General features: G+C 69.6%; 22 protein-coding genes. 12 read left to right on the top strand and 10 right to left on the bottom strand.

The features are described 5' to 3' along the window. Positions 1 to 7 precede the first annotated feature (7 nt). Complete coding sequence (locus tag H9Y04_RS26945; RefSeq protein ID WP_187816794.1) at positions 8 to 1,576, bottom strand: ABC transporter substrate-binding protein; 1,569 nt, start codon at positions 1,574 to 1,576, stop codon at positions 8 to 10. A gap of 363 nt (positions 1,577 to 1,939) precedes the next feature. Here H9Y04_RS26945 and H9Y04_RS26940 point away from each other — a divergent pair, with 363 nt between their 5' ends. From H9Y04_RS26940 to H9Y04_RS26915, 6 genes are all read left to right on the top strand, one after another. Then, positions 1,940 to 2,659 (top strand): FadR/GntR family transcriptional regulator, encoded by a 720-nt coding sequence (locus H9Y04_RS26940; protein WP_187816635.1) that lies wholly within the window; start codon positions 1,940 to 1,942, stop codon positions 2,657 to 2,659. Positions 2,660 to 2,688: 29 nt separating this feature from the next. Then, a complete protein-coding gene (locus tag H9Y04_RS26935; RefSeq protein WP_308801116.1) occupies positions 2,689 to 4,605 on the top strand; it encodes a beta-galactosidase in 1,917 nt (638 codons plus the stop codon). 150 nt (positions 4,606 to 4,755) lie between these two features. After that, positions 4,756 to 5,505 (top strand): DNA repair protein RecO, encoded by a 750-nt coding sequence (recO, locus tag H9Y04_RS26930; RefSeq protein WP_187816634.1) that lies wholly within the window; start codon positions 4,756 to 4,758, stop codon positions 5,503 to 5,505. Between the two features lie 16 nt (positions 5,506 to 5,521). Then, on the top strand, positions 5,522 to 6,361 hold the full coding sequence (locus tag H9Y04_RS26925; RefSeq protein ID WP_187816633.1) for an isoprenyl transferase: 840 nt from the start codon (positions 5,522 to 5,524) through the stop codon (positions 6,359 to 6,361). 23 nt (positions 6,362 to 6,384) lie between these two features. After that, a complete protein-coding gene (locus H9Y04_RS26920) occupies positions 6,385 to 6,912 on the top strand; it encodes a YcxB family protein (RefSeq protein WP_187816632.1) in 528 nt (175 codons plus the stop codon). Beyond that, positions 6,909 to 7,463: an SMI1/KNR4 family protein gene (locus H9Y04_RS26915; RefSeq protein ID WP_187816631.1), complete on the top strand. Its 555-nt coding sequence runs from the start codon at positions 6,909 to 6,911 to the stop codon at positions 7,461 to 7,463. Before H9Y04_RS26920 ends, H9Y04_RS26915 begins: the two co-directional genes overlap by 4 nt. 28 nt (positions 7,464 to 7,491) lie before the next feature. Here the strand turns inward: H9Y04_RS26915 and H9Y04_RS26910 are convergent, their stop codons facing one another. From H9Y04_RS26910 to H9Y04_RS26895, 4 genes are all read right to left on the bottom strand, one after another. Beyond that, the gene (locus H9Y04_RS26910) at positions 7,492 to 7,902 is read right to left on the bottom strand and encodes a Fur family transcriptional regulator (RefSeq protein ID WP_438818150.1); all 411 of its coding nucleotides are present in this window, start codon (positions 7,900 to 7,902) and stop codon (positions 7,492 to 7,494) included. Positions 7,903 to 7,990: 88 nt separating this feature from the next. Next, the gene (locus H9Y04_RS26905) at positions 7,991 to 8,908 is read right to left on the bottom strand and encodes a metal ABC transporter permease (RefSeq protein WP_187816792.1); all 918 of its coding nucleotides are present in this window, start codon (positions 8,906 to 8,908) and stop codon (positions 7,991 to 7,993) included. A gap of 16 nt (positions 8,909 to 8,924) precedes the next feature. Then, positions 8,925 to 9,683, bottom strand: a complete 759-nt coding sequence (locus H9Y04_RS26900; RefSeq protein WP_187816629.1) for a metal ABC transporter ATP-binding protein — start codon at positions 9,681 to 9,683, stop codon at positions 8,925 to 8,927. A 38-nt stretch (positions 9,684 to 9,721) separates the two neighbouring features. Beyond that, complete coding sequence (locus tag H9Y04_RS26895; protein WP_187816628.1) at positions 9,722 to 10,732, bottom strand: metal ABC transporter substrate-binding protein; 1,011 nt, start codon at positions 10,730 to 10,732, stop codon at positions 9,722 to 9,724. Positions 10,733 to 10,909: 177 nt separating this feature from the next. Here H9Y04_RS26895 and H9Y04_RS26890 point away from each other — a divergent pair, with 177 nt between their 5' ends. From H9Y04_RS26890 to H9Y04_RS26880, 3 genes are all read left to right on the top strand, one after another. After that, positions 10,910 to 12,292 (top strand): glycine--tRNA ligase, encoded by a 1,383-nt coding sequence (locus H9Y04_RS26890; RefSeq protein WP_187816627.1) that lies wholly within the window; start codon positions 10,910 to 10,912, stop codon positions 12,290 to 12,292. Positions 12,293 to 12,490: 198 nt separating this feature from the next. Next, positions 12,491 to 13,390: a DUF4394 domain-containing protein gene (locus H9Y04_RS26885; protein WP_187816626.1), complete on the top strand. Its 900-nt coding sequence runs from the start codon at positions 12,491 to 12,493 to the stop codon at positions 13,388 to 13,390. Between the two features lie 109 nt (positions 13,391 to 13,499). Further along, positions 13,500 to 13,706 (top strand): hypothetical protein, encoded by a 207-nt coding sequence (locus H9Y04_RS26880; RefSeq protein ID WP_187816625.1) that lies wholly within the window; start codon positions 13,500 to 13,502, stop codon positions 13,704 to 13,706. 21 nt (positions 13,707 to 13,727) lie between these two features. Here the strand turns inward: H9Y04_RS26880 and H9Y04_RS26875 are convergent, their stop codons facing one another. Beyond that, on the bottom strand, positions 13,728 to 14,324 hold the full coding sequence (locus H9Y04_RS26875) for a TetR/AcrR family transcriptional regulator (protein WP_187816624.1): 597 nt from the start codon (positions 14,322 to 14,324) through the stop codon (positions 13,728 to 13,730). Positions 14,325 to 14,449: 125 nt separating this feature from the next. Here H9Y04_RS26875 and H9Y04_RS26870 point away from each other — a divergent pair, with 125 nt between their 5' ends. Both H9Y04_RS26870 and H9Y04_RS26865 read left to right on the top strand, forming a co-directional pair. Further along, positions 14,450 to 15,382 (top strand): zinc-binding dehydrogenase, encoded by a 933-nt coding sequence (locus H9Y04_RS26870; protein ID WP_187816623.1) that lies wholly within the window; start codon positions 14,450 to 14,452, stop codon positions 15,380 to 15,382. A gap of 69 nt (positions 15,383 to 15,451) precedes the next feature. Then, positions 15,452 to 16,144: a haloacid dehalogenase type II gene (locus H9Y04_RS26865; protein WP_187816622.1), complete on the top strand. Its 693-nt coding sequence runs from the start codon at positions 15,452 to 15,454 to the stop codon at positions 16,142 to 16,144. Positions 16,145 to 16,148: 4 nt separating this feature from the next. Here the strand turns inward: H9Y04_RS26865 and H9Y04_RS26860 are convergent, their stop codons facing one another. Together H9Y04_RS26860 and H9Y04_RS26855 are read right to left on the bottom strand one after the other, a co-directional pair. Beyond that, positions 16,149 to 16,745: a TetR/AcrR family transcriptional regulator gene (locus H9Y04_RS26860; protein ID WP_187816621.1), complete on the bottom strand. Its 597-nt coding sequence runs from the start codon at positions 16,743 to 16,745 to the stop codon at positions 16,149 to 16,151. Between the two features lie 25 nt (positions 16,746 to 16,770). Beyond that, the gene (locus H9Y04_RS26855; protein ID WP_187816620.1) at positions 16,771 to 17,775 is read right to left on the bottom strand and encodes an aldo/keto reductase; all 1,005 of its coding nucleotides are present in this window, start codon (positions 17,773 to 17,775) and stop codon (positions 16,771 to 16,773) included. Positions 17,776 to 18,011: 236 nt separating this feature from the next. Here H9Y04_RS26855 and H9Y04_RS26850 point away from each other — a divergent pair, with 236 nt between their 5' ends. Further along, positions 18,012 to 18,224 (top strand): DUF6243 family protein, encoded by a 213-nt coding sequence (locus tag H9Y04_RS26850; protein WP_187816619.1) that lies wholly within the window; start codon positions 18,012 to 18,014, stop codon positions 18,222 to 18,224. Positions 18,225 to 18,299: 75 nt separating this feature from the next. Here the strand turns inward: H9Y04_RS26850 and H9Y04_RS26845 are convergent, their stop codons facing one another. Together H9Y04_RS26845 and H9Y04_RS26840 are read right to left on the bottom strand one after the other, a co-directional pair. Further along, positions 18,300 to 19,178, bottom strand: coding sequence for an alpha/beta fold hydrolase (locus H9Y04_RS26845; RefSeq protein WP_187816618.1), 879 nt, complete (start codon positions 19,176 to 19,178; stop codon positions 18,300 to 18,302). Positions 19,179 to 19,332: 154 nt separating this feature from the next. After that, complete coding sequence (locus tag H9Y04_RS26840) at positions 19,333 to 20,811, bottom strand: MFS transporter (RefSeq protein WP_187816617.1); 1,479 nt, start codon at positions 20,809 to 20,811, stop codon at positions 19,333 to 19,335. Positions 20,812 to 20,872 lie beyond the last annotated feature (61 nt).

Below are 20,872 nucleotides of genomic sequence, written 5' to 3'. Positions count from 1 at the left end.
ACGCCGGTCAGTTGGCCCACTTGGCCTTGAGCAGATTGATCCCGGGATACGGCTGCGCGACGATCCCCGTCAGCTTCTCGGGGTCCCAGGCCGTCATCAGCTCCGAGTGCACGACCGGGTACAGGACCGCGTTCTCGGCGACGATGTCGATGTAGTCCTGTGTCATCTGCTTCTTCTTCCCGGCGTCCGGCTCGGCCGTCGCCCGGTCCATCAGCTTGAAGAGGTTCTTCGCCTCGGAGCTCGACGCCCACTTCGAGTACGTGGTCGACCAGAGGTTCTGCGGGCCGTAGTTGTAATGCATGATCAGGTCGGCGTCGAGGCCGAACTGGTTGGGGTTGGACGCGGCCGCGACCACCTGGAAGTCCCGCTTCTGGTCCAGCTTGGTGAAGACCGCGGTGGTCTCCTGCGGTTCGAGGGTGGTCTCGACACCGATCGCGTCCCAGCCCTCCTTGATGGTGGGCAGACAGTCCACGATCCAGCTGACGTTGACGGCCATCAGGTCGATTTTCAGACCCGAGACGCCCGCGTCCTTCAGGAGCTGCTCGGCCTTCTCCGGGTCGTAGCCGTAGACCGTCTTGGCCGGCCGGTGCGAGGGGTTGCCCTCGTTGAGGAAGGAGGTGGCGGGCTTGCCGTGGCCGCGCAGCGCGACCTCGACCATCTTCTCCTTGTCGATCGCATAGTGCAGCGCCTGGCGCACCCGCACGTCGTCGAAGGGCTTGTGCTTGGTGTTGAACATCAGGAACAGGTTGTTCATCCCCGCCCCGCCCTCGACCGTGAGGCCGCCCTTCTTGAGCTGGTCGATATTGGCGTACGGGATGTTGTCGGAGATCTGCGCACCGGCGCTCGCGCCCGAGATCTTCGCGACCCGGGCGGACGCGTCCACGATGGTCAGCCAGTTCATCTTCTTGAAGGCCGCCTTGCGCGGGCCGTTGTAGTCGGCGAAGGCCTCGAAGGTGGTGTTGGTCTTCGGCTGGTGCGAGGTCATCCGGTACGGGCCCGAGCCGACCACCTTGGTGCCCTTCATCGCCTCGTCCCAGGCGCCCGCCTTCGAGAAGACGTGCTTCGGCATGATCTTCGCGAGCGTGAGCCGCGCGGCGCCGTCCGGGAACGGGAACTTGAGGTGCAGCTCCACGCTCTTGTCGTCGACCTTCTTCACCTCCTTGAGCCAGCTCGCGAAGAACCCCTTGGCGAGGGTCGCGGTGTCCGGGTCGAGGATGCGCTCGAAGACGAAGACCACGTCGTCCGCGGTGACCGGCTGCCCGTCGTGCCACTTGGCGCCCTCGCGCAGCGTGAACTTCCAGGTGGTGGCGTTCAGATCGGCCGGCACCTCGGTGGCGAGTGCCGCGTAGGGCTCGCGGGTGATCGGGTCGGTGTCGAGCAGGCCCTCGTAGATGTGGTGGTTGCCCGCCATCGCGAACGCGGACGCGGTCTGCGTGGGATCCCAACTGCCGTCGTTCCCATAGCCGATGACCGCGGTGAGCGTGCTGGAGGAGCCCTTGCCGCCCCCGCCGGTCTCGTTGGTGGACTTCGGTCCGCCCGAACAGGCCGACAGCGTTGTCGTGATGCCGGCGGCCATGCCAAGCGCACCGGTGTACTTCAGGAAGGAGCGGCGCTGCAAGGCCGATCCCTGGTTCACGTCGCTCACGGTTCCTCCGGCGGGTCTTCGAACTCACGGAAACGGGTCTGCGAACTCACGTACTGGGGAAGGAGATCGGACGTCCTACGTCATCGGACTGGCGTGACCATAGGAGTGCCGTACGGGGCGGTCAAGGGCTCGCGCACAGATCTGCCGGATCGCCGGGATGATTCCGGCATTGTGCAGAGGTCTAGACAGCTGACGCGGCGGCAATGTGACGCTGACCTGCAACACCCTTCTCCATCAAGAAAGTTGGCGCATGAGGTGGGACGTGGGATGTCCACCGGGTCTAGCCTGTGCGCCATGTTCGAGGACCTTGTGGGCCGCCGTCTCATCGGGGGCCGGATCCGGCGCGAGATCATGCAGCTGATACTCGATCGCCGGCTGCGCCCGGGAACACCGCTGCCGACCGAGTCCGAGCTGATGGACTCGCTCGGCGTCAGCCGCAACTCCGTACGCGAGGCGCTCAAGGCACTCCAGGCCCTGGACATCGTGGAGATCAGACACGGCTACGGCACCTATGTCGGCCAGGCCTCGCTGACTCCGCTCGTCGACGGGCTCACTTTCCGCACGCTCGCCCAAGTCGACGACGACACACATGCGTTGGGCGAGATCCTCCAGGTCAGAGAGGTCCTCGAAGAGGGACTGATCCGCCGCGTGACGGGGACCCTCGGCGACGCCGAGCTCGACAGCCTCGAAGCGATCATCGTGCGGATGGAACGCAAGGGCGCGGCGGGCGAGCCCTTCCCCGGGATCGACCGCGAATTCCACGAGGCGCTCTACGTCTCGCTCGGCAACGAGCTGGTGCCCCAGCTCCTCGCCGCGTTCTGGAACGTCTTCCACCGCGTCGCCGGCGTCCGCGGCTGGGCCCGCGACCCGGACCCCGCCGTCACGGCCCGCCGCCACCGCGACATCCTCACGGCGCTGCGCCTGCGGGACACGGAGCTGGCCCAGCGCGCGATGGCCGACCACTTCCGCGGCATCGAGGCCCGCGCCTGGCAGGGCACGCTCGGCGTCAAGTAGGCGCCGCCCCCCTACGTACTGGAGTCCTGGTGACCGACCGCATACCCCGCTTCCACGGCAAGCTGAGCTCGCTCGCGTACGGCGGGGACTACAACCCCGAGCAGTGGGGCCCCGAAGTGCACGCCGAGGACAGTGAGTTGATGCGCGAGGCGGGGGTGAACCTCGCGACGGTCGGGATCTTCTCGTGGGCGCGCGTGGAGCCGGTGCCGGGGGAGTTCCACTTCGAGTGGCTCGACGGCCATCTCGACCGTCTCGCCCGCGACGGGGTGGCGGTCTGCCTTGCGACGATGACCGCGTCCCCGCCCCCGTGGCTGGCCCGGCTGCACCCCGAGACCCTGCCCGTCCTGGAGGACGGCACCCGTCTCTACCCCGGCTCCCGCCAGCACTGGTGCCCGTCGAGCCCGGTCTTCCGCACGTACGCGGTCCGCCTCGTCGAACAGCTCGCGAAGCGGTACGCGCACCACCCGGCCCTCGCGCTCTGGCACATCGGCAACGAATACGGCTGCCACATCTCCCGCCACTGCCACTGCGAGGTCTCCACGGATGCCTTCCGTACGTGGCTGCGCGGGCGGTACGGGACGGTCGAGGCGCTCAACGAGGCCTGGTCCACCACCTTCTGGTCCCAGCAGTACGCGGACTTCGACGAGATCCACACGCCCCGCACCGCGCCCTCCTTCCGCAACCCGGCCCAGCAGCTCGACTACCGCCGCTTCTCCAGCGACGAGCTCCTCGCCTGCTATCTCGCCGAGAAGGAGGTCCTGGACCGCCTGACCCCCGATGTTCCCGTCACGACCAACTTCGTGCCGCTCGCCCCGACCCTCGACCTCTTCCGCTGGGCCCGCGAGATGGACGTGGTCTCCTACGACTCGTATCCCGATCCGCACTCCGCCGACGCGGTCCACGAGACGGCCTTCCACTACGACGTGATGCGCGGCCTGAAGGACGGCGACCCGTGGCTGCTCATGGAGCAGGCCCCGTCAGCGGTCAACTGGCGCCGCCGCAACGGCCGCAAGCCCGTCGGCCGGATGCGTCTGGACAGCTGGCAGGCCGTGGCGCACGGCGCGGACTCGGTGCTGTTCTTCCAGTGGCGGGCCTCCCGCGGGGGCGCGGAGAAGTTCCACTCGGCGATGGTGCCGCACGGGGGCCGTGCGACGCGGATCTTCGGGGAGGTGTGCGAGCTGGGCGCGGAACTGGCCGCGTATCCGGGCCTGTTGGGCGCACGGCCCGAGCGTGCCTCGGCGGCCCTGGTGTGGGACTGGCCCAACTGGTGGGCCCTGGAGCAGGAGGCCCATCCCAGCGCCGACGTCCGCCTCCTCGACGGCGCCCGCGCGCTGCACAAGCCCCTGTACGACGCGTCGGTGGCCTGCGACGTGGTCCCGGTGGACGCGGACTTCTCCCCGTACAAGCTGCTGCTCGTGCCGCACCTGTACGCGCTGACGGCGGAGACGGCGCGCAGGATCACGGAGTACGTGGCGTCGGGCGGCACGGCGGTGGTGACGTACTTCTCGGGCATCACGGACGAACACGACCGCGTATGGCTCGGCGGCTACCCGGCCCCACTCCGCGACCTCCTCGGTCTGCGCGTGGACGAGTTCGACCCGCTGCGGGAGGGCGAGCACATCCAACTCTCCGACTGCCAGGGCTCGTTGTGGTCGGAGGACGTCATCCTCGAAGGCGCCGCAGCCGTCACCACCTTCTCGGACGGCCGCCCGGCAATCACCCGCCACACATACGGCCGGGGCACGGCCTGGTACCTGGCGACCACCCCGGATGCCCCGACACTCCGAACCTTGCTGGACCGCATCCGCACGGAGACGGAAGTTCACCCAGTGCTCCCCGGCCTGCCTCCGGGCCAACAGGCCCGCACCCGTGTGACGACCGATGGCGCCCGCCTCCACGTGGTGTACGACTACGAAACGGGGACTGCTGAGGTCCGGCAGGACTGACGGGGGTGCAGGGGGCGGAGCCCCCGCGGCTCGGGCGAGGGGGCGTCAGCCCCGTCCAGCCCACCCGCCGCGGAGCGGCGAAGCAGGCCGACCCGGACGGGATGCCAGGCCCGCCCCAGGAAGACACGACCGTAGGCGACAATGGACTCCATGAGCCTGTTCCGTGATGACGGTGTCGTCCTGCGTACCCAGAAGCTGGGCGAGGCCGACCGCATCATCACGCTGCTCACCCGCGGCCACGGACGCGTACGGGCGGTGGCCCGCGGCGTCAGGCGCACCAAGTCCAAGTTCGGCGCGCGGCTCGAACCCTTCTCGCACGTCGACGTGCAGTTCTTCGCCCGCGGCAGCGAACTGATCGGCCGCGGCCTGCCGTTGTGCACGCAGAGTGAGACCATCGCTCCGTACGGTGGCGGCATCGTCACCGACTACGCCCGCTACACCGCGGGCACCGCGATGCTGGAGACGGCGGAACGGTTCACGGACCACGAGGGCGAACCGGCCGTACAGCAGTACCTGCTCCTCGTCGGCGGCCTGCGCACCCTCGCCGCGGGCGAGCACGCCCCCAACCTGATCCTCGACGCCTTCCTCCTCAGATCCCTCGCCGTGAACGGCTACGCCCCCAGCTTCGACAACTGCGCGAAGTGCGGCATGCCCGGCCCCAACCGCTTCTTCTCCATCGGCGCCGGCGGCGTCGTCTGCGCGGAGTGCCGCGTACCGGGAAGTGTCGTACCGTCTGCGGAGGCCATCGCCCTGCTCGGCGCGCTGCTCACAGGAGACTGGAAGACGGCGGACGCGAGCGAGGCACGGCACGTCAGGGAGGGCAGTGGCCTCGTATCGGCCTATCTGCACTGGCACCTGGAGCGCGGACTGCGCTCGTTGCGTTACGTAGAGAAGAGCTAGGGGAGCGAGTAAGCACATGGCACGACGCGGGATCCTGGGCCGTAACCGCCGCGAATACGTCACGCCCGAACCGCACCCCTCGGGCGCGCGGCCGCCGAAGCTCCCCGGTGAGCTGGTCCCGAACCATGTGGCGATCGTCATGGACGGCAACGGCCGCTGGGCCAAGGAGCGCAGCCTGCCGCGCACCGAGGGCCACAAGGTCGGCGCCGAGCGTGTCCTCGACGTCCTCCAGGGCGCGATCGAGATGGGCGTCGGCAACATCTCCCTCTACGCCTTCTCCACCGAGAACTGGAAGCGCTCGCCCGACGAGGTCCGCTTCCTGATGAACTTCAACCGCGACTTCATCCGCAAGACCCGTGACCAGCTGGACGAGTTGGGCGTACGGGTGCGCTGGGTGGGGCGGATGCCGAAGCTGTGGAAGTCGGTCGCCAAGGAGCTGGAGATCTCCCAGGAGCAGACGGTCGACAACGACAAGCTCACGCTCTACTTCTGCATGAACTACGGCGGCCGCGCGGAGATCGCCGACGCGGCGCAGGCCCTCGCCGAGGACATCCGCTCGGGCCGCCTCGACCCGTCCAAGGTCAACGAGAAGACCTTCGCGAAGTACCTGTACTACCCGGACATGCCGGACGTGGACCTGTTCCTGCGCCCGAGCGGCGAGCAGCGCACGTCCAACTACCTGCTCTGGCAGTCCGCTTACGCCGAGATGGTCTTCCAGGACGTCCTGTGGCCGGACTTCGACCGCCGCGACCTGTGGCGCGCCTGTGTCGAATACGCCTCCCGGGACCGCCGCTTCGGCGGCGCGACCCCGAACGAGGTCCTGCTGTCCCTGGAGGGCGGCAAGTCCCTCGGCTGACCCGCACGCTAGGGTCCCGCTCCATGAGCGATCAGGGGCGGGACATGACAATCGGCGCCGTGGAGTTGACGTACCGGCCACGGCACGGGGACATAGTGGCGGGCATCGCGGTGCGGGACCGCAAACGCGGACTCGTCTTCGTACGGTGGGCCTTCACGCTGCTGTTCGCGGCCCTGGGGGTGCGGACGCTCGTCGTGTACGAGTCCTCGGTCCTCTCCGCCGGTGTCGCGTTCTTCTGTGCGGCCCTGATCTGGTCGATGCCGCATCTGCAGGCCCACCACGTGATCCGCACCGTGGAGTGGCAGGGCGACTACCGTACGGCGGTCTCGGCCGCGGGGATCTCGACGGCCACCGACCACTGCGTGCTGACCCAGTACTGGACGATGTTCCGCGGCTACCGCGAGACCCGCGACCACTTCGTCCTGCTCAGCCGCGACCGCAACATCCTGTGCGTGGAGGTCCTGCCCAAGCGGTCCCTGTCCGCGCCTCAGGACGCCGACCGCCTCCGCGCCCTGCTCGACCGGCACACCGCCTCGGCCGGTACCCGATGACCGGGCCCGAGGCGGTGGACGCACTGAGCCGGGTCGTGCCGACGGCGGGCGGGCGCGACGAGCGGATCGACTGGAGTGCGGTCGAGGCGGTGTGGGGGACCCGCTTCCCCTCGGACTACGTGCGGTTCATGGAGGTCTACGGGGCGGGGAGCTTCGCGGGGACCGTCAGCATCCAGCACCCCGAGCCGGACGTCGACGGCTACTACGCGGACGGTTCCGGTCTCGACGACGAGACCGAGAACGCCCGCTACACGTGGGAGACGGAGGGCGAGGACGCCGGCTTCGCCCTCGACCCGAAGGACATCGTCGCCTGGGGCGTGACCGCGGGCGCCGACATCTACTGCTGGCTGACCACGGACGAGAACCCGGACCGCTGGCCGGTGCTGGTCTGCGGACGGCACACCACCCCGGTTTTCCAACTGCATCCGTACGGGATGGGGGAGTTCCTGCGCAGGCTCTTCGGGGACGCCGAGTTCCGCGAGGAGACGCTCAGCGTCGTCATCCAGGAGCCCGTGGACTTCGTCAACTGGCGTACCGCACGCGGACTCTAACCGGCGTACCGCACGCGGACTCCGAGGCCTAGGCCCCGTCCTTGCCCGCGCAGTCCGCGCACGTGCCGAAGATCTCCACCGTGTGCGCCACGTTCACGAAGCCGTGTTCCGACGCGATCGCCTCGGCCCACTTCTCCACCGCAGGACCCTCCACCTCGACCGCCTTGCCGCAGACGCGGCAGACCAGATGGTGGTGGTGCTCGCCGGTGGAGCAGCGGCGGTAGACGGACTCGCCGTCGCCGGTGCGCAGGACGTCCACCTCGCCGGCGTCCGCGAGGGACTGCAGCGTGCGGTAGACGGTGGTCAGACCCACGGACTCGCCACGATGCTTCAGCATGTCGTGCAGGTCCTGCGCGCTGCGGAACTCGTCCACCTCGTCGAGAGCCGCCGCCACGGCGGCGCGCTGCCGGGTCGACCGGCCGCGTACGGGCGCTGTCACAGGGGCCTCCTCACGAATGCTCCGGGCCATTGTGCCAGGTTGCCCCGTCATCTAAGGCATGCCTTAGATGACGGGGCCCCGAACCGGCTCAGACCTTGACCTCGTCACGGCCGTCGCGGGCGTCCGGAACGCGCACGTCCGGAACCCGCAGCGTGCACGAGGCCTCCGCCTCCTCCGCGGCCCGCAGCGCACGGGCCCGGCGCCGCGCGAGCGGGGTGGCGAGCGCCGTCAGGACGACGAAGACGCCGATGGCCATCAGGACGATCGTCGCTCCCGGCGGAACGTCCTGGTAGTACGAGGTCACCGTGCCGGACAGCGTCACGGCCGTGCCGATCGCCACCGCGAGCACGAAGGTCACCTTGAACGAGCGGGTGATCTGCTGGGCCGCCGCCACCGGCACCACCATCAGGGCGCTGACCAGGAGCAGACCCACCACGCGCATCGCCACGGTGACGGTGACGGCCGCGGTCACGGCGATCAGCAGATTCAGCACCCGTACGGGAAGACCGGTGACCCGGGCGAACTCCTCGTCCTGGCTGACGGCGAAGAGCTGCCGCCGCAGACCGACCGTCACCAGGACCACGAAGGCCGCCAGGAGCGCGATCGCGGTCACGTCCGCGTCGGACACGGACGAGAGCGAGCCGAACAGGAAGGAGGTCAGGTTCGCGTTGGAGCCCGCGTCGGACAGGTTGATGAGCATCACGCCGCCCGCCATGCCGCCGTAGAAGAGCATGGCGAGGGCGATGTCGCCGCGCGTCTTGCCGTACCAGCGGATCAGCTCCATGACCACAGCTCCGACGATGGAGACGAGCGTTGCCATCCAGATCGGATTGGTCGAGAGCAGGAAGCCGAGGCCGACACCGGTCATCGCGACATGGCCGATGCCGTCGCCCATCAGCGCCTGGCGGCGCTGCACCAGGTAGATGCCGATCGCGGGCGCGGTGATGCCGACGAGCACCGCGGCGATCAGCGCGCGCTGCATGAAGGGGTTCTGGAGGAGTTCCATCATCGGTTCAGATCCCTCAGGTCAGCAGGCCCGTGCGGATCGGCTCGGCGGCCGAATGCGGGTGGACATGGTCGTGGCCGGGCAGCGCGTGCTGGCCGACGGCCTTCGGCGGCGGCCCGTCGTGGACGCAGCAGCCGTCGCGCAGGACGACGGCGCGGTCGATCAGCGGCTCCAGGGGGCCGAGTTCATGGAGGACGAGCAGGACCGTGGCGCCTCGCTCGACCTGGGCGCTCAGGGTGGTCGCGAGGATCTCCTGGCTGGCGAGGTCCACGCCGGCCATCGGCTCGTCCATGATCAGCAGCTCGGGGTCGGCCGCGAGCGCACGGGCGATGAGCACGCGCTGGTGCTGGCCGCCGGAGAGCGCGTTCACGGAATCCTTCGCGCGGTCGGCGAGCCCGACCAGGGCGATGGCCTCGTCGACGGCGGTACGGTCCGCCTTGGCGGGCAGCCGCAGCTTCGTACGGGAGAGCCGGCCCGAGGCGACGACCTCGCGCACCGTGGCCGGCACACCGGACGCGGCGGTGGTGCGCTGCGGGACGTAGCCGACCCGGCCCCAGTCCTTGAACTTCCTCAGCGGCTTGCCGAACAGCTCGACCGAGCCGCTGGTCAGCGGTACCTGGCCGATGACGGAGCGTACGGCGGTGGACTTGCCCGAGCCGTTGGCGCCGAGCAGCGCCACGACCTCACCGCGGTGCACGGTGAGGTCGATGCCGCGCAGCACGGGGCGCGAGCCGAGCGTGGCGTGTGCCTCGCGCAGGGATATGACGGGATCCATGGCTGCTCGCGCCTCCGGTCCTTGCAGGGGTACGTGGATTACTTGGCGCCGAGCGCGGACTTCAGCGCGGTGAGGTTGGACTGCATGACCTCGAGGTAGTCAGCGCCCTTGGACTTGTCGGTAATTCCCTCGAGCGGGTCCAGGACGTCGGTCTTCAGACCGGTGTCCTTCGCGAGGGTCTTCGCCGTCTTGTCGCTGGCGAGCGTCTCGAAGAAGACCGTCGAGACCTTGTCGTGCTCCGCGGTCTCCTGCAGCTCCTTGATCCGCGCCGGGCTGGGCTCGGCCTCGGGCGAGAGACCGGAGATGGCCTCTTGGTCCAGGCCGTAGCGCTCGGCGAGGTAGCCGAAGGCGGCGTGCGTGGTGATGAAGGTCTTGGTCGTGGTGTTCTTCAGACCGTCCGCGAAGTCCTTGTTCAGGGCTTCGAGCTTGCCGACCAGGGCCTCGGTGTTCTTCTTGTAGTCGGCCGCGTGGTCCGGGTCGGCCTTGGCCAGGGCGTCGCCCACACCGTTGGCGACCTCGGCGTACTTCACCGGGTCGAGCCAGATGTGCGGGTCCTCACCGGCCTCGGACTCGTGCGAGTGACCGTGCTCGTCCTCGGCGTGCTCATCCGCGTGGGCGTCCTCGCCCTCGTGGTCGTGGCCCTCGTGGTCCTCGGAGGAGCCGTGCTTCTCCAGCTTGGTGAGGCCGGCCGCGTCCACCACGGTCTTCACGCCGGACTGGTCGATGGCCTTGTCCACGGCGGGCTGCAGATCCTTCAGGTAAAGGATCATGTCGGCGTTGCCGAGCTCGACGGTCTGCTTCGGGCTGAGCTCCAGATCGTGCGGCTCGACGCCCGGCTTGGTCAGGGTGTCCACGTTCACGTGGTCCCCGCCGATCTCCTCGGCGAGGTACTGCATGGGGTAGAACGACGCCACGACGTCGAGCTTCCCGTCGCTCTTGCCGTCGGCCGCGTTCGAGCTGCCGCACGCGGACAGGGCGAGCAGACCCAGGGTGGAGGCACCGGCGAGGGCGGCCGTGGATATCAGACGGGAGGGGCGTCGTACGTTCATGACACTCATTTTCAACAAAACTGGAAACGATTGTCAACAAGTCGAAGGTCCCTTGCATCCCGGAATGCACCCCCGAACCGATTTGATCCGGGGGTGGGAGCCGCCGGTAACCTGAAGCATTCGCTCCAGGAGCGCGTATCCAGCGCGCTTCTTCGCCGTCGTACTGAAGAGAGCACCGTGGCCGCCGACAAGATCGACACCATCGTCAGCCTGAGCAAGCGCCGTGGCTTCGTTTTCCCCTGCAGTGAGATCTACGGCGGTCAGCGCGCCGCCTGGGACTACGGACACCTGGGCGTCGAGCTCAAGGAGAACATCAAGCGCCAGTGGTGGCGCTACATGGTCACCTCGCGCGAGGACGTGGTCGGTATCGACTCCTCGGTGATCCTGGCCACCGAGGTCTGGGAGGCCTCGGGTCACGTGGCCACGTTCACCGACCCGCTCACCGAGTGCACCTCGTGCCACAAGCGCTACCGCGCGGACCACCTCACCGAGGCGTACGAGGAGAAGAAGGGCCGCGCTCCGGAGAATGGTCTCGCGGACATCAACTGCCCCAACTGCGGCACCAAGGGCCAGTTCACCGAGCCCAAGCAGTTCTCCGGTCTGCTCTCCACGCACCTCGGCCCGACCCAGGACAGCGGCTCGGTCGCCTACCTGCGCCCCGAGACCGCGCAGGGCATCTTCACCAACTTCAGCCAGGTGCAGACCACCGCGCGCAAGAAGCCCCCGTTCGGTATCGCCCAGATGGGCAAGTCCTTCCGCAACGAGATCACGCCCGGCAACTTCATCTTCCGCACCCGCGAGTTCGAGCAGATGGAGATGGAGTTCTTCGTCAAGCCGGGCGAGGACGAGAAGTGGCAGGAGTACTGGATGGAGCAGCGCTGGAACTGGTACACCGGCCTGGGCCTGCGCGAGGAGAACATGCGGTGGTACGAGCACCCGCAGGAGAAGCTCTCGCACTACTCCAAGCGCACCGCTGACATCGAGTACCGCTTCCAGTTCGGCGGCTCCGAGTGGGGCGAGCTCGAAGGTGTGGCCAACCGCACCGACTTCGACCTCTCCGCGCACTCCAAGGCCTCCGGCCAGGACCTGGTCTACTTCGACCAGGAGGCCGGCGAGAAGTACACGCCGTACGTCATCGAGCCCGCGGCCGGTGTCGGCCGCACCATGCTCGCCTTCATGCTCGACTCGTACTTCGAGGACGAGGCGCCCAACGCCAAGGGCAAGATGGAGAAGCGCACGGTCATGCGCTTCGACCACCGCATCGCCCCGGTGAAGGTCGCCGTGCTCCCGCTGTCGCGCAACGCGGACCTCTCGCCGAAGGCCAAGGGCCTGGCCCAGGCGCTGCGCGCCAACTGGAACATCGACTTCGACGACGCCGGCGCCATCGGCCGCCGCTACCGCCGCCAGGACGAGATCGGCACGCCGTACTGCGTGACGGTCGACTTCGACACCCTGGACGACAACGCGGTCACCGTCCGCGAGCGCGACTCGATGAAGCAGGAGCGCGTCTCGCTCGACCAGATCGAGGGCTACCTGGCCCAGCGCCTGGTCGGCTGCTGACGGTTCTCCTTCCCGTACGAAGCCCCCGGCTCCCCTTCTGTGGGAGGCGGGGGCTTTCGTCTGCCTGCGGAAGGCGGGGGCTTTCGTCTGCGGGCCCAACTCGCCCCAATCCCCGGGGAGTACTGCTCCGAAGCACCCGTATGCGGATCGCAGGGGGCGGTCCGCGGCACCGGAACTCGACTCCACGGGGGCGTACACATGCGCAAGCAGACCATCATCGGGATCGTGACCATGGGCCTCGCGCTCGGGACCGTCGGGGCCGTCGGGGCCGGGGCGCTCGGGGGTACGGCGGCGTCGGCGGACCGCGCGGCCGTCGGTACGCGCAGCGCGGCCGGGGCTTTCGGCTCCTCGGGGCCGCGGGCCGTCGGGCTCACCTTCGACCAGCGGCTCGTCGCCTTCCGAACGGACCAGCCGGGCAAGGCGGTTGTGCTCGGCAAGGTCGACGGACTCCAGGGGGACACCTCGCTGATCGGCATCGACTATCGCGTCCAGGACAAGAAGCTGTACGCGGTCGGCGACCGCGGCGGTGTCTACACCGTGCGCGAGGCCGGCGCGCGGGCGGAGAAGGTCTCGCAGCTCACCGTCGCGCTGCAGGGCCAGTCCTTCGGCGTCGACTTCAACCCCGCCGCCAACCGGCTCCGCGTCATCAGCGACACCGGTCAGAACCTGCGGCACAACATCGACGACGCGGCCGGCGCGCCCGCCGCCGGGACCACCGCCGCCGACGGGACGCTCACCAACCCGACTCCGCCCGGCGGTACGGCACTCGGGGTGACCGGGGCCGCGTACACCAACAACGATCTGGACGCGGCGACCGGGACGACCCTCTTCGACCTGGACACCTCGGCCGATCAGATCGCGATCCAGTCCCCGGCCAACAACGGCAGCCTGGCCCCGACCGGCAAGCTCGGCGTGGACGCGGGCGCGGCCTCCGGCTTCGACATCCTGAGCTCGGGGCGCTCGGGCATCAACACCGGCTACGCCGTCACTCGGAACAGCGTGTTCCGCGTCGATCTGCTGACGGGGAAGGCGAGTTCTCTCGGCTCCCTCCCCGAAGGGCGTCAGGTCGTCGACCTGGCACTCCCGCTGAACCAGTAGCCAACGAGTGACCAATATCCCCTACGGCTGCCCCTGTTGATGTTGTGGATGCTGCACACTGGTCGGCGCCCCACGCCAACTCCCGTGTCGGATGCGCCAGGAGGCACGTATGCCGTCCATGACCACCAGCAGGGTCAGCCGCTGGGACCAGCACGGCCGTGAACACACCGTCCAGGTCAGCAAGTCGGGGGTGCAGCGCGTCCTCGTCTGCGGCACCTGCGGCTGGCGCCGCAGCGCCCAGTTCCTGCCATGGCTCAAGGCCGAGGAGCACCTCGCCGGGGAGCATCAGGCGACGGTGGATCCTTCGGAGAGCTGAGGTCCGGGGACCTTCGGTTGCTCAGACCGTGACCGCGAGGCTGTCCGGCATGGCCGCGAACGCGCGCCGTACGCACCCGGGCAGCTTCGCCGGTGCGTACGGGGCCGGCCACTCGTCGAGCGCGCAGCGCCAGGTCGCGACGCAGTACTCGATGAGCAGCCGCGCCTCGAGCGTGTCCGCGATGCCGAGACGCTCCCGTACGCCCGCCTGGATCTCGGCGCAGTCCCGCAGCGCGTGACCGTGCAAGGACGGTGACTGCTCGATCAGTTGCAGGGTGGCCGCGAACCGCGGGGACCACTCGGCGCTCATGCGGTCGAGCGTGGTCAGCATCGCGTCCCGGAACACATCGGCCAGCGGTCCGGACCGCCCGGGCTCCTCGATGACGTCGAGGAAGGTGCCCCAGAGCTCCTTCACCGCGGTCAGCGTCACATCTTCCTTGGAGCGGTACGTGCGGAAGAACGTCCGCCGCGAGACCTCCACCTCGTCGAGCAGCGCATCGAGGGGCGTCGCGTCGAAGCCGCGCTCGGTGAACAGCGTGACAGCTGTCTCGGCCAGCGCCTGGCGGGTGCGCTGCTTCTTGCGTTCGCGCAAGGTCGGGGGCTGCGCTGCGGTCGTCATGCGCCCCATCCTAGCCGCCCGCGCCCGATCCGAGCGTATGCTCTAATGGCGCAAGTGCCACACTGTGGCACTTTGCTCGGTGGGATACGGGGCGTACGACGGCAGCTGACGATGGAGGCGGAGACATGCGGGCACTCGTGGTCGATCACGGCGCGGCAGGACACCTTTCCCTGGCCGAGGTCCCGGATCCGGTCCCTGCGCCGGACGAGGCCTTGGTGCGGGTGAGTGCCGTCTCGCTCAACTTCGGCGAGGTGCACGGCGCCGCGGCCGCCTGGACGCCGGACGGCACGGTGATCGGCTGGGACGCCGCGGGCGTCGTGGAGAAGGCGGCGCAGGACGGTTCGGGGCCGGCCGAGGGGACCCGTGTGGTCACCATCGGCGAGCAGGGCTGGGCGGAGCTGCGCGCGGTCCCCGCCGCGCGGCTCGGCGCCGTGCCCGACGACGCGGATCTCGGCGCCGTCAGCACCCTGCCGGTCGCCGGCCTGAGCGCCCTGCGCGTGCTGCGCCGCATGGGGTCGCTGCTCGGCCGCCGGGTCATGGTCACCGGCGCTTCCGGCGGCGTGGGCCGCTTCGCGGTGCAGCTCGCGGCGCGCGGGGGCGCCGACGTCGTGGCCATCAGCCGGGACCCCGCCCAGGCGGACGTGCTGCGCGCCCTGGGGGCGAAGGAGGTGTACACCGCGCCGGACGCCGTGGAGCGTCCCGTGTACGCGGTCCTCGACAACGTCGGTGGACGTCAACTGGCCGACGCCTTCGCGAAGTTGGAGGCGCACGGGACGCTGGTCAGCGTCGGCCGCTCGGCCGAGGCGGACACCGTCCTCGCGCCCGAGGCGCTGATGGGGATCGACGGCCTGCACGAGCGGTCGATCCGTACGTTCTTCCTCTTCGGCGATCCGGCCGCGGACTTCTCGGCCGACCTGACCTGGCTCGCCGCCGAGGTCGCCGCGGGACGGCTCGACCCGGGCATCAGTCTGCGCGGCCCGTGGACCGGTTACGGCGAGGCGGTGGAGGCGCTGCTCGGCCGCCGCCTGCACGGCAAGGCGGTCCTCGACGTGGCCTGAACGCCCGCCGGCGGCCGGGCGGAGGTAGGTTCGTGAGCCGAACTCGCCCTCGACCGTGGGAGATCCGGCATGCCGCACCTGGACATCGACGCCCTCGTCTTCGACGTACTGGGGACACTCGTCGATGAACCCACCGGTCTGCGGACGGCGGTCCGCGAGCTCGATCCGACCCTGGACGAGCCGCGGGCCGGGCGCCTGGTCGCGATGTGGCAGCAGCACATCGCGCGCGAGCAGCAGCGTATGGCCGAGGGCGAACGCGCCTACGCCGACACCGACGTGGTCGACCGCGAGGCCGCCGAGCAGGTGGCCGAGGCCGTCGGCATCAAGGACGAGGCGGCTCTCGCCCGCCTCGCCGAGGCGGCCCACCGGCTGCCGGCCTGGCCGGACAGCGCGGCCGGACTCGCTCGGCTGGCGCGCGGCTTTCCGGTGCTCGGCCTGTCCAACGCCAGCCGTACAGCGTTGCTTCGGCTCAACGCGTCCGCGGGCCTGCGCTGGCACCAGGCCCTGTCCGCCGAGGACGTCCGCGCGTACAAGCCGGACCCGGAGGTCTACCGCCTTGCCGTCACCGCCTCGGGACGGCCGCCCGAGCGCCTCCTGATGATCGCCGCGCACGCCTGGGACCTGCGCGGCGCGCAGAAGCTCGGGATGCGCACCGCCTATGTGGCACGGCCGGTCGGCGACCCGCCGGGCTCGGCGGACCGATTCGACCTGTACGCCGAGGACTTGACGGATCTGGCGCGACAGCTCGGCGTGGAGAGCTGAGGGGTCAGGCCCGGACCCGCAGCCCGTTCAGGACCAGATCGAGTACCGCGGCCAGCTCGCGCTCGATGTCCGGGAGGACCCACTGCGCCGCGTACACCGGGTCGTGGAAGCGGACCGTGGCGTCGAAGACCGCACGCGCGCCGGCGGGTACATCCGCTGAGCCGAGCGTGAACGTGCCCTCGGAGAGCCCTGCTTGGAGGATCTCGGTCAGCTGGCCGACCAGGTCCGCGATGTGCTCGTCGACCGTCTCGCTGTTCTCGCGGAGCAGCACCTCGTACGTGGCGAAGAGCTGCGGATCCGCGCCGGCCTTCGCGCGCTTGGCCTCGAAGAGGTGGACGTTCCAGCGCCGCAGCCGGTCCTCGGCCGTGGCGGAGGAGTCCTCGACGATCTGCCGGAGCTCCCCGGTGGTGCGGTCGAGCCACCGCTTCGTGACGGCTTCGCGCAGCGCCGCCTTCGTACGGAAGTGGCGGTAGACGCTGCCGTGGCTGACGCCGAGCGCACGGGCCACGTCGACGACGGTCGCCTTCGAGGGTCCGTACAGACGCAGCACGTCCTCGGTCGCGGCGAGGATGCGCTCGGCGGTCAGCGTTTCGGTGGCCATGGTGGGAACCGTACCCGGGGGCCGGTCAGCGCTCGCTGTCCAGGTGTGCCATCTGGTTCGCCGGGTAGCGCTCGCCCGCGGCGGCGTCCGCCGGTACGGTCTGGGCGATGGCGTCGAGGTCGGCGGCGTCCAGGGTGACATCGAGCGCGCCGAGGGACTCCGCGAGGCGCGTGCGGGTGCGGGCGCCGACCAGCGGCACGATGTCCTCACCCTGCGCGAGCACCCAGGCGATCGCGGTCTGCGCGACCGTGACCCCCTTCTGCTCGGCGATCTTGCGCAGCGCGTCGACGAGATCGAGGTTGCGGTCGAGGTTCTCGCCCTGGAAGCGGGGGCTCATGCCGCGGAAGTCGTTCGCGGCGAGCTTGCGGTCGCGGGAGAAGTGGCCGGAGATCAGGCCGCGGGACAGGACGCCGTACGCGGTGATGCCGATGCCGAGCTCGCGTGCCGTCGGCAGGATCTCCGCCTCGATGCCGCGCGAGATGAGCGAGTACTCGATCTGCAGATCGGAGATCGGCGCGACGGCGGCCGCGCGGCGCAGGGTCTCGGCGCCGACCTCGGAGAGGCCGATGTGCCGCACGTGCCCGGCCTCCACCAGCTCGGCGATCGCGCCGACGGTCTCCTCGATCGGTACGTCGGGGTCCACGCGGGCGATCCGGTAGATGTCGATGTGGTCGGTGCCCAGGCGCTGCAGCGAGTACGCGGCGAAGTTCTTCACCGCGGCCGGGCGGCCGTCGTAGCCGGTGAAGCCGCCCTCGACGGTGCGCAGGGCACCGAACTTGACGCTGGTGAGCGCCTGTTCGCGCAGGGCGGCGGGGGCGGTGCGCAGCGCCTCGTTGATCAGCAGCTCGTTGTGGCCCATGCCGTAGAAGTCGCCGGTGTCCAGAAGCGTGATGCCCGCTTCGAGCGCGGCGTGGATCGTGGCGAGGGACTCGGCGCGGTCGGCGTCCCCGTACAGCGCGGACATGCCCATGCAGCCGAGGCCGAGGGCGGAGGTCTCCGGGCCGGTGGTGCCGAGGGTGCGGGTGTTCATGAGGGCTCCTTGGGAGGTCAGGACGGTGCCGTATTCAGCTTGGCATGACAGCTGACAGATTTCAATATCTGTCAGCTGTCATCTGTCACCCCACCGGTAATGCGGTGCGCCCGCCTCCCGCGCTCCGGTACCGTCAGCGCCATGTACTTTCACCTCCCGATCTACGAGTGAGATCCGGCGGGCCGGGCCCCGCCCCCTCCGACACCTTCATCTCTCTCACCTGATGGGAATCACCCGTGGCCAAGAGCCGGAACAACCTGCTCGGCGTGGGCGGGCAGCGCAAGAAGCTGTCCCGTAAGAACGACGCCGGATCCGCGACCTCCCGCGCGAACGACCGCAAGACGGCCGAGGAGCTCAAGCAGGAGCTCGTCCGCAAGATGCAGGAACGTGCGCAGGGTGCGTCGTCGACGACCGGCGACGCACAGCCGGAGGACGCCGCCAAGAGCTGACCCGGATACGCCGGCGGCCCGCAACTCCCTCGGAGTTGCGGGCCGTTGCTGTTGCCGTGGTCTTTCCGTCGCTCGTCAGGGCGAAGCCGCCGCCGAGGGCAGCACGCGATCGAGGAACGCGCGGACCAGTGGGACCACCTCGTCGAGGTGGGTTTCGAGCAGCCAGTGGCCCCCGTCGAGGAGGTGCAACTCCGCCTCGGGGAGGTCGCGGTGATACGCGCGGGCTGCGGCTTCGGGCATGTACCCGTCGTGAGGCCCCCACACGATGAGCGTCTCGGGCCGGTGTTCGCGCAGGTAGGCCCGCTGACGCTCGAACCACGCCAGGGTGCTCGGCTGGTCCTCGAGGAGCCGGACCAGGTTCGCCACGCGTTCGGGAGTCTGCATGAGCGCCCAGTGCAGGGTCCACAGGTCGGGTGGGATCCGGTCCGCGACGGCGGGGGGCAGTTCGCCCGTGAACTCGTCCCGGAAGCCCTCCAGGCTGACGTGGGCGGCGATGCCCCGGCGCGCCTCGGGACCCGGGTCGGCCCAGAACTGGCGCAGGGCGTCGTACTTGGGTCCGAACTCGTCCTCGTAGATGTCGCCGTTCTGGATGATCAGTCCCGCCACTCGCCCCGGTTCCCGCATCGCGAGCCGGAGCCCGAACTGGGAGCCGTAGTCGTGCAGCCAGATCACGTAGCGCTTCAGGCCGAGGCTCTGGGTGAACTCGAACAGGAAGTCGGCGTAGGCGTCGAAGGTGTAGCCGAACTCCTCCGGCGCGGGGGTGGCGCTGTAGCCGAACCCGGGCATGTCCGGGGCGATCAGCCGCCATCGGTCGTCCAGTGCGGCCATCAGCTGCCGGTACACGAACGACGACCCGGGGTAGCCGTGCGGCAGCAGCACGATCGGTCCGTCTTGAGGGCCCGTATCCCGGTAGAAGGTGGCTGTCCCTCCGACCGAGGTGGTGAGGTGTCGCATGCGTCCCCATTGTTTCACGGGCGGCCGCACGGCGGCCCGGACGGCGGGAGCGCGGCACGGAAGGCGGGGCGCGGCACGGACGGCGGAGGGCGGCCCGGACGGGAGGAGGCGGCCCGGACGGTGCGAGAATGCGCGCGGCCACCGCGCGCCGTCGTCAGACCTTGACCGAGGCTTCCGCCGCCTCCGTGTGCTCAAGCCGCTCGGCCGTACGGATCGCCGTACCCCGGGCCCACCGCCCGCTGGTCAGCGCACCCACCACGAGCACGCTGAGCCCGCAGCCCGCGATGATCCACCACGCGGGCTTGCTCGCCTCGACGAAGTCCACGGAGGCGGAGGAGGAGGCCGCCGAGGCCATGTTTGCCGCGAGCACCGCCCCGATCACCGCAACCCCGAGCGTGCCGCCCACCTGGCGGCTGGTCGAGGCGACCGCGGCCGCGACGCCCGCCTGTGCGCGGGGCATGCCGGAGACAGCGGTGTTGGTGATGGGGGCGTTCACGAAACCGAAGCCGATGCCGAAGACCACGTACCCGATGACGAGCGTGGTGTTCGAGGTCTCCGCCTCGAAGGCCGCGAACAGCACCCCGCTCACCGTCATCGCGACACCCGCCACCAGCAGGGAGATCCGGGGCCCGCGACTGCCGACGAGCCGTCCCGACAGCGGTGCGCACACGAAGCACATCGCCGCCATGGGCAGCATCCACAGTCCGGCGTGCAGGGCGTCGTACCCGCGGACGTCCTGCAGATAGAGCGTGGACAGGAAGAGGAAGCCGGAGAGCGCGGCGAAGGCGCTGACCGCGATGACCGTCGCCCCGCTGAACGGCGCGCTGCGGAAGAACCGCAGATCGATCAGCGGTTCGTCCCGCCGCCGCTCGTAGAGCACGAGGCCGGCGAGGGCGAGGACGGCCAGGGCGCTGAACGCGAGGATCTCCGCCGACAGCCAGCCCTTCGCGGGGGCCTCGATGATCGCGTACGTGACGGAGCCGAGCAGGGCGATCACGAGGACCTGGCCCACCGGGTCGGGGCGGCGGGGCTTGGGGGCGCGGGACTCGGGCACGTAGCGCAGGGTCAGGAAGAGGGCGAGGAGGCCGACCGGGAGGTTGACCCAGAAGATCGAGCGCCAGCCGACGGAGTCCACGAGCAGCCCGCCGATCAGCGGTCCCGCGGCCATCGAGATGCCGACGACCGCGCCCCAGACGCCGATGGCGCGGGCGCGCTCCCTGGGCTCGGTGAAGGTGTTGGTGATGATCGACATCGCCACGGGGTTGAGCATCGAACCGCCCACGGCCTGCACCATGCGGAACGCGATCAGGGATTCGAGGTTCGGCGCGAGCGAGCAGAGCACCGAGCCGATCGTGAAGAGGACCAGTCCGGTCGTGAAGACCTTGCGCCGCCCGATCCGGTCCGCCGTCGAACCGGCCAGCATCAGGAGCGAGGCCAGGACCAGGGTGTACGCGTCGATCGTCCACTGCATGCCCGCCACATCCGCGTCGAGTTCCTTGCGCATGGAGGGCAGGGCGACGTTCAGGACGGTGTTGTCGAGGCTGACGATCAGCAGGCTCATACAGCAGATCGCGAGGATCAGCATGCGCCTGCGATGGGTCAGGGGATCGCTCACAGGGGCAGACGAGGGCATGCATCAAAAGTACGCCTAACTAAAGACTCTGTCCGCCAGGGGGCCGCGTACGCGACAATGG

This window comes from Streptomyces polyasparticus (assembly GCF_014493765.1).
GTDB classification, from domain to species: domain Bacteria; phylum Actinomycetota; class Actinomycetes; order Streptomycetales; family Streptomycetaceae; genus Streptomyces; species Streptomyces polyasparticus.
This window is presented reverse-complemented; position numbering and strand designations above follow the sequence as displayed.

Bases quoted from the DNA above. Each gene is read 5' to 3' on its own strand.
- H9Y04_RS26840 (WP_187816617.1), bottom strand. From the start codon at position 20,811: ATGCCCTCGTCTGCCCCTGTGAGCGATCCCCTGACCCATCGCAGGCGC.
- H9Y04_RS26905 (WP_187816792.1), bottom strand. From the start codon at position 8,908: ATGGAACTCCTCCAGAACCCCTTCATGCAGCGCGCGCTGATCGCCGCG.
- H9Y04_RS26845 (WP_187816618.1), bottom strand. From the start codon at position 19,178: ATGCGACACCTCACCACCTCGGTCGGAGGGACAGCCACCTTCTACCGG.
- H9Y04_RS26880 (WP_187816625.1), top strand. From the start codon at position 13,500: ATGCCGTCCATGACCACCAGCAGGGTCAGCCGCTGGGACCAGCACGGC.
- H9Y04_RS26940 (WP_187816635.1), top strand. From the start codon at position 1,940: ATGTTCGAGGACCTTGTGGGCCGCCGTCTCATCGGGGGCCGGATCCGG.
- H9Y04_RS26915 (WP_187816631.1), top strand. From the start codon at position 6,909: ATGACCGGGCCCGAGGCGGTGGACGCACTGAGCCGGGTCGTGCCGACG.
- H9Y04_RS26920 (WP_187816632.1), top strand. From the start codon at position 6,385: ATGAGCGATCAGGGGCGGGACATGACAATCGGCGCCGTGGAGTTGACG.
- H9Y04_RS26860 (WP_187816621.1), bottom strand. From the start codon at position 16,745: ATGGCCACCGAAACGCTGACCGCCGAGCGCATCCTCGCCGCGACCGAG.
- H9Y04_RS26870 (WP_187816623.1), top strand. From the start codon at position 14,450: ATGCGGGCACTCGTGGTCGATCACGGCGCGGCAGGACACCTTTCCCTG.
- H9Y04_RS26875 (WP_187816624.1), bottom strand. From the start codon at position 14,324: ATGACGACCGCAGCGCAGCCCCCGACCTTGCGCGAACGCAAGAAGCAG.
- H9Y04_RS26945 (WP_187816794.1), bottom strand. From the start codon at position 1,576: ATGGCCGCCGGCATCACGACAACGCTGTCGGCCTGTTCGGGCGGACCG.
- H9Y04_RS26885 (WP_187816626.1), top strand. From the start codon at position 12,491: ATGCGCAAGCAGACCATCATCGGGATCGTGACCATGGGCCTCGCGCTC.
- H9Y04_RS26865 (WP_187816622.1), top strand. From the start codon at position 15,452: ATGCCGCACCTGGACATCGACGCCCTCGTCTTCGACGTACTGGGGACA.
- H9Y04_RS26895 (WP_187816628.1), bottom strand. From the start codon at position 10,732: ATGAACGTACGACGCCCCTCCCGTCTGATATCCACGGCCGCCCTCGCC.
- H9Y04_RS26900 (WP_187816629.1), bottom strand. From the start codon at position 9,683: ATGGATCCCGTCATATCCCTGCGCGAGGCACACGCCACGCTCGGCTCG.
- recO (WP_187816634.1), top strand. From the start codon at position 4,756: ATGAGCCTGTTCCGTGATGACGGTGTCGTCCTGCGTACCCAGAAGCTG.
- H9Y04_RS26925 (WP_187816633.1), top strand. From the start codon at position 5,522: ATGGCACGACGCGGGATCCTGGGCCGTAACCGCCGCGAATACGTCACG.
- H9Y04_RS26855 (WP_187816620.1), bottom strand. From the start codon at position 17,775: ATGAACACCCGCACCCTCGGCACCACCGGCCCGGAGACCTCCGCCCTC.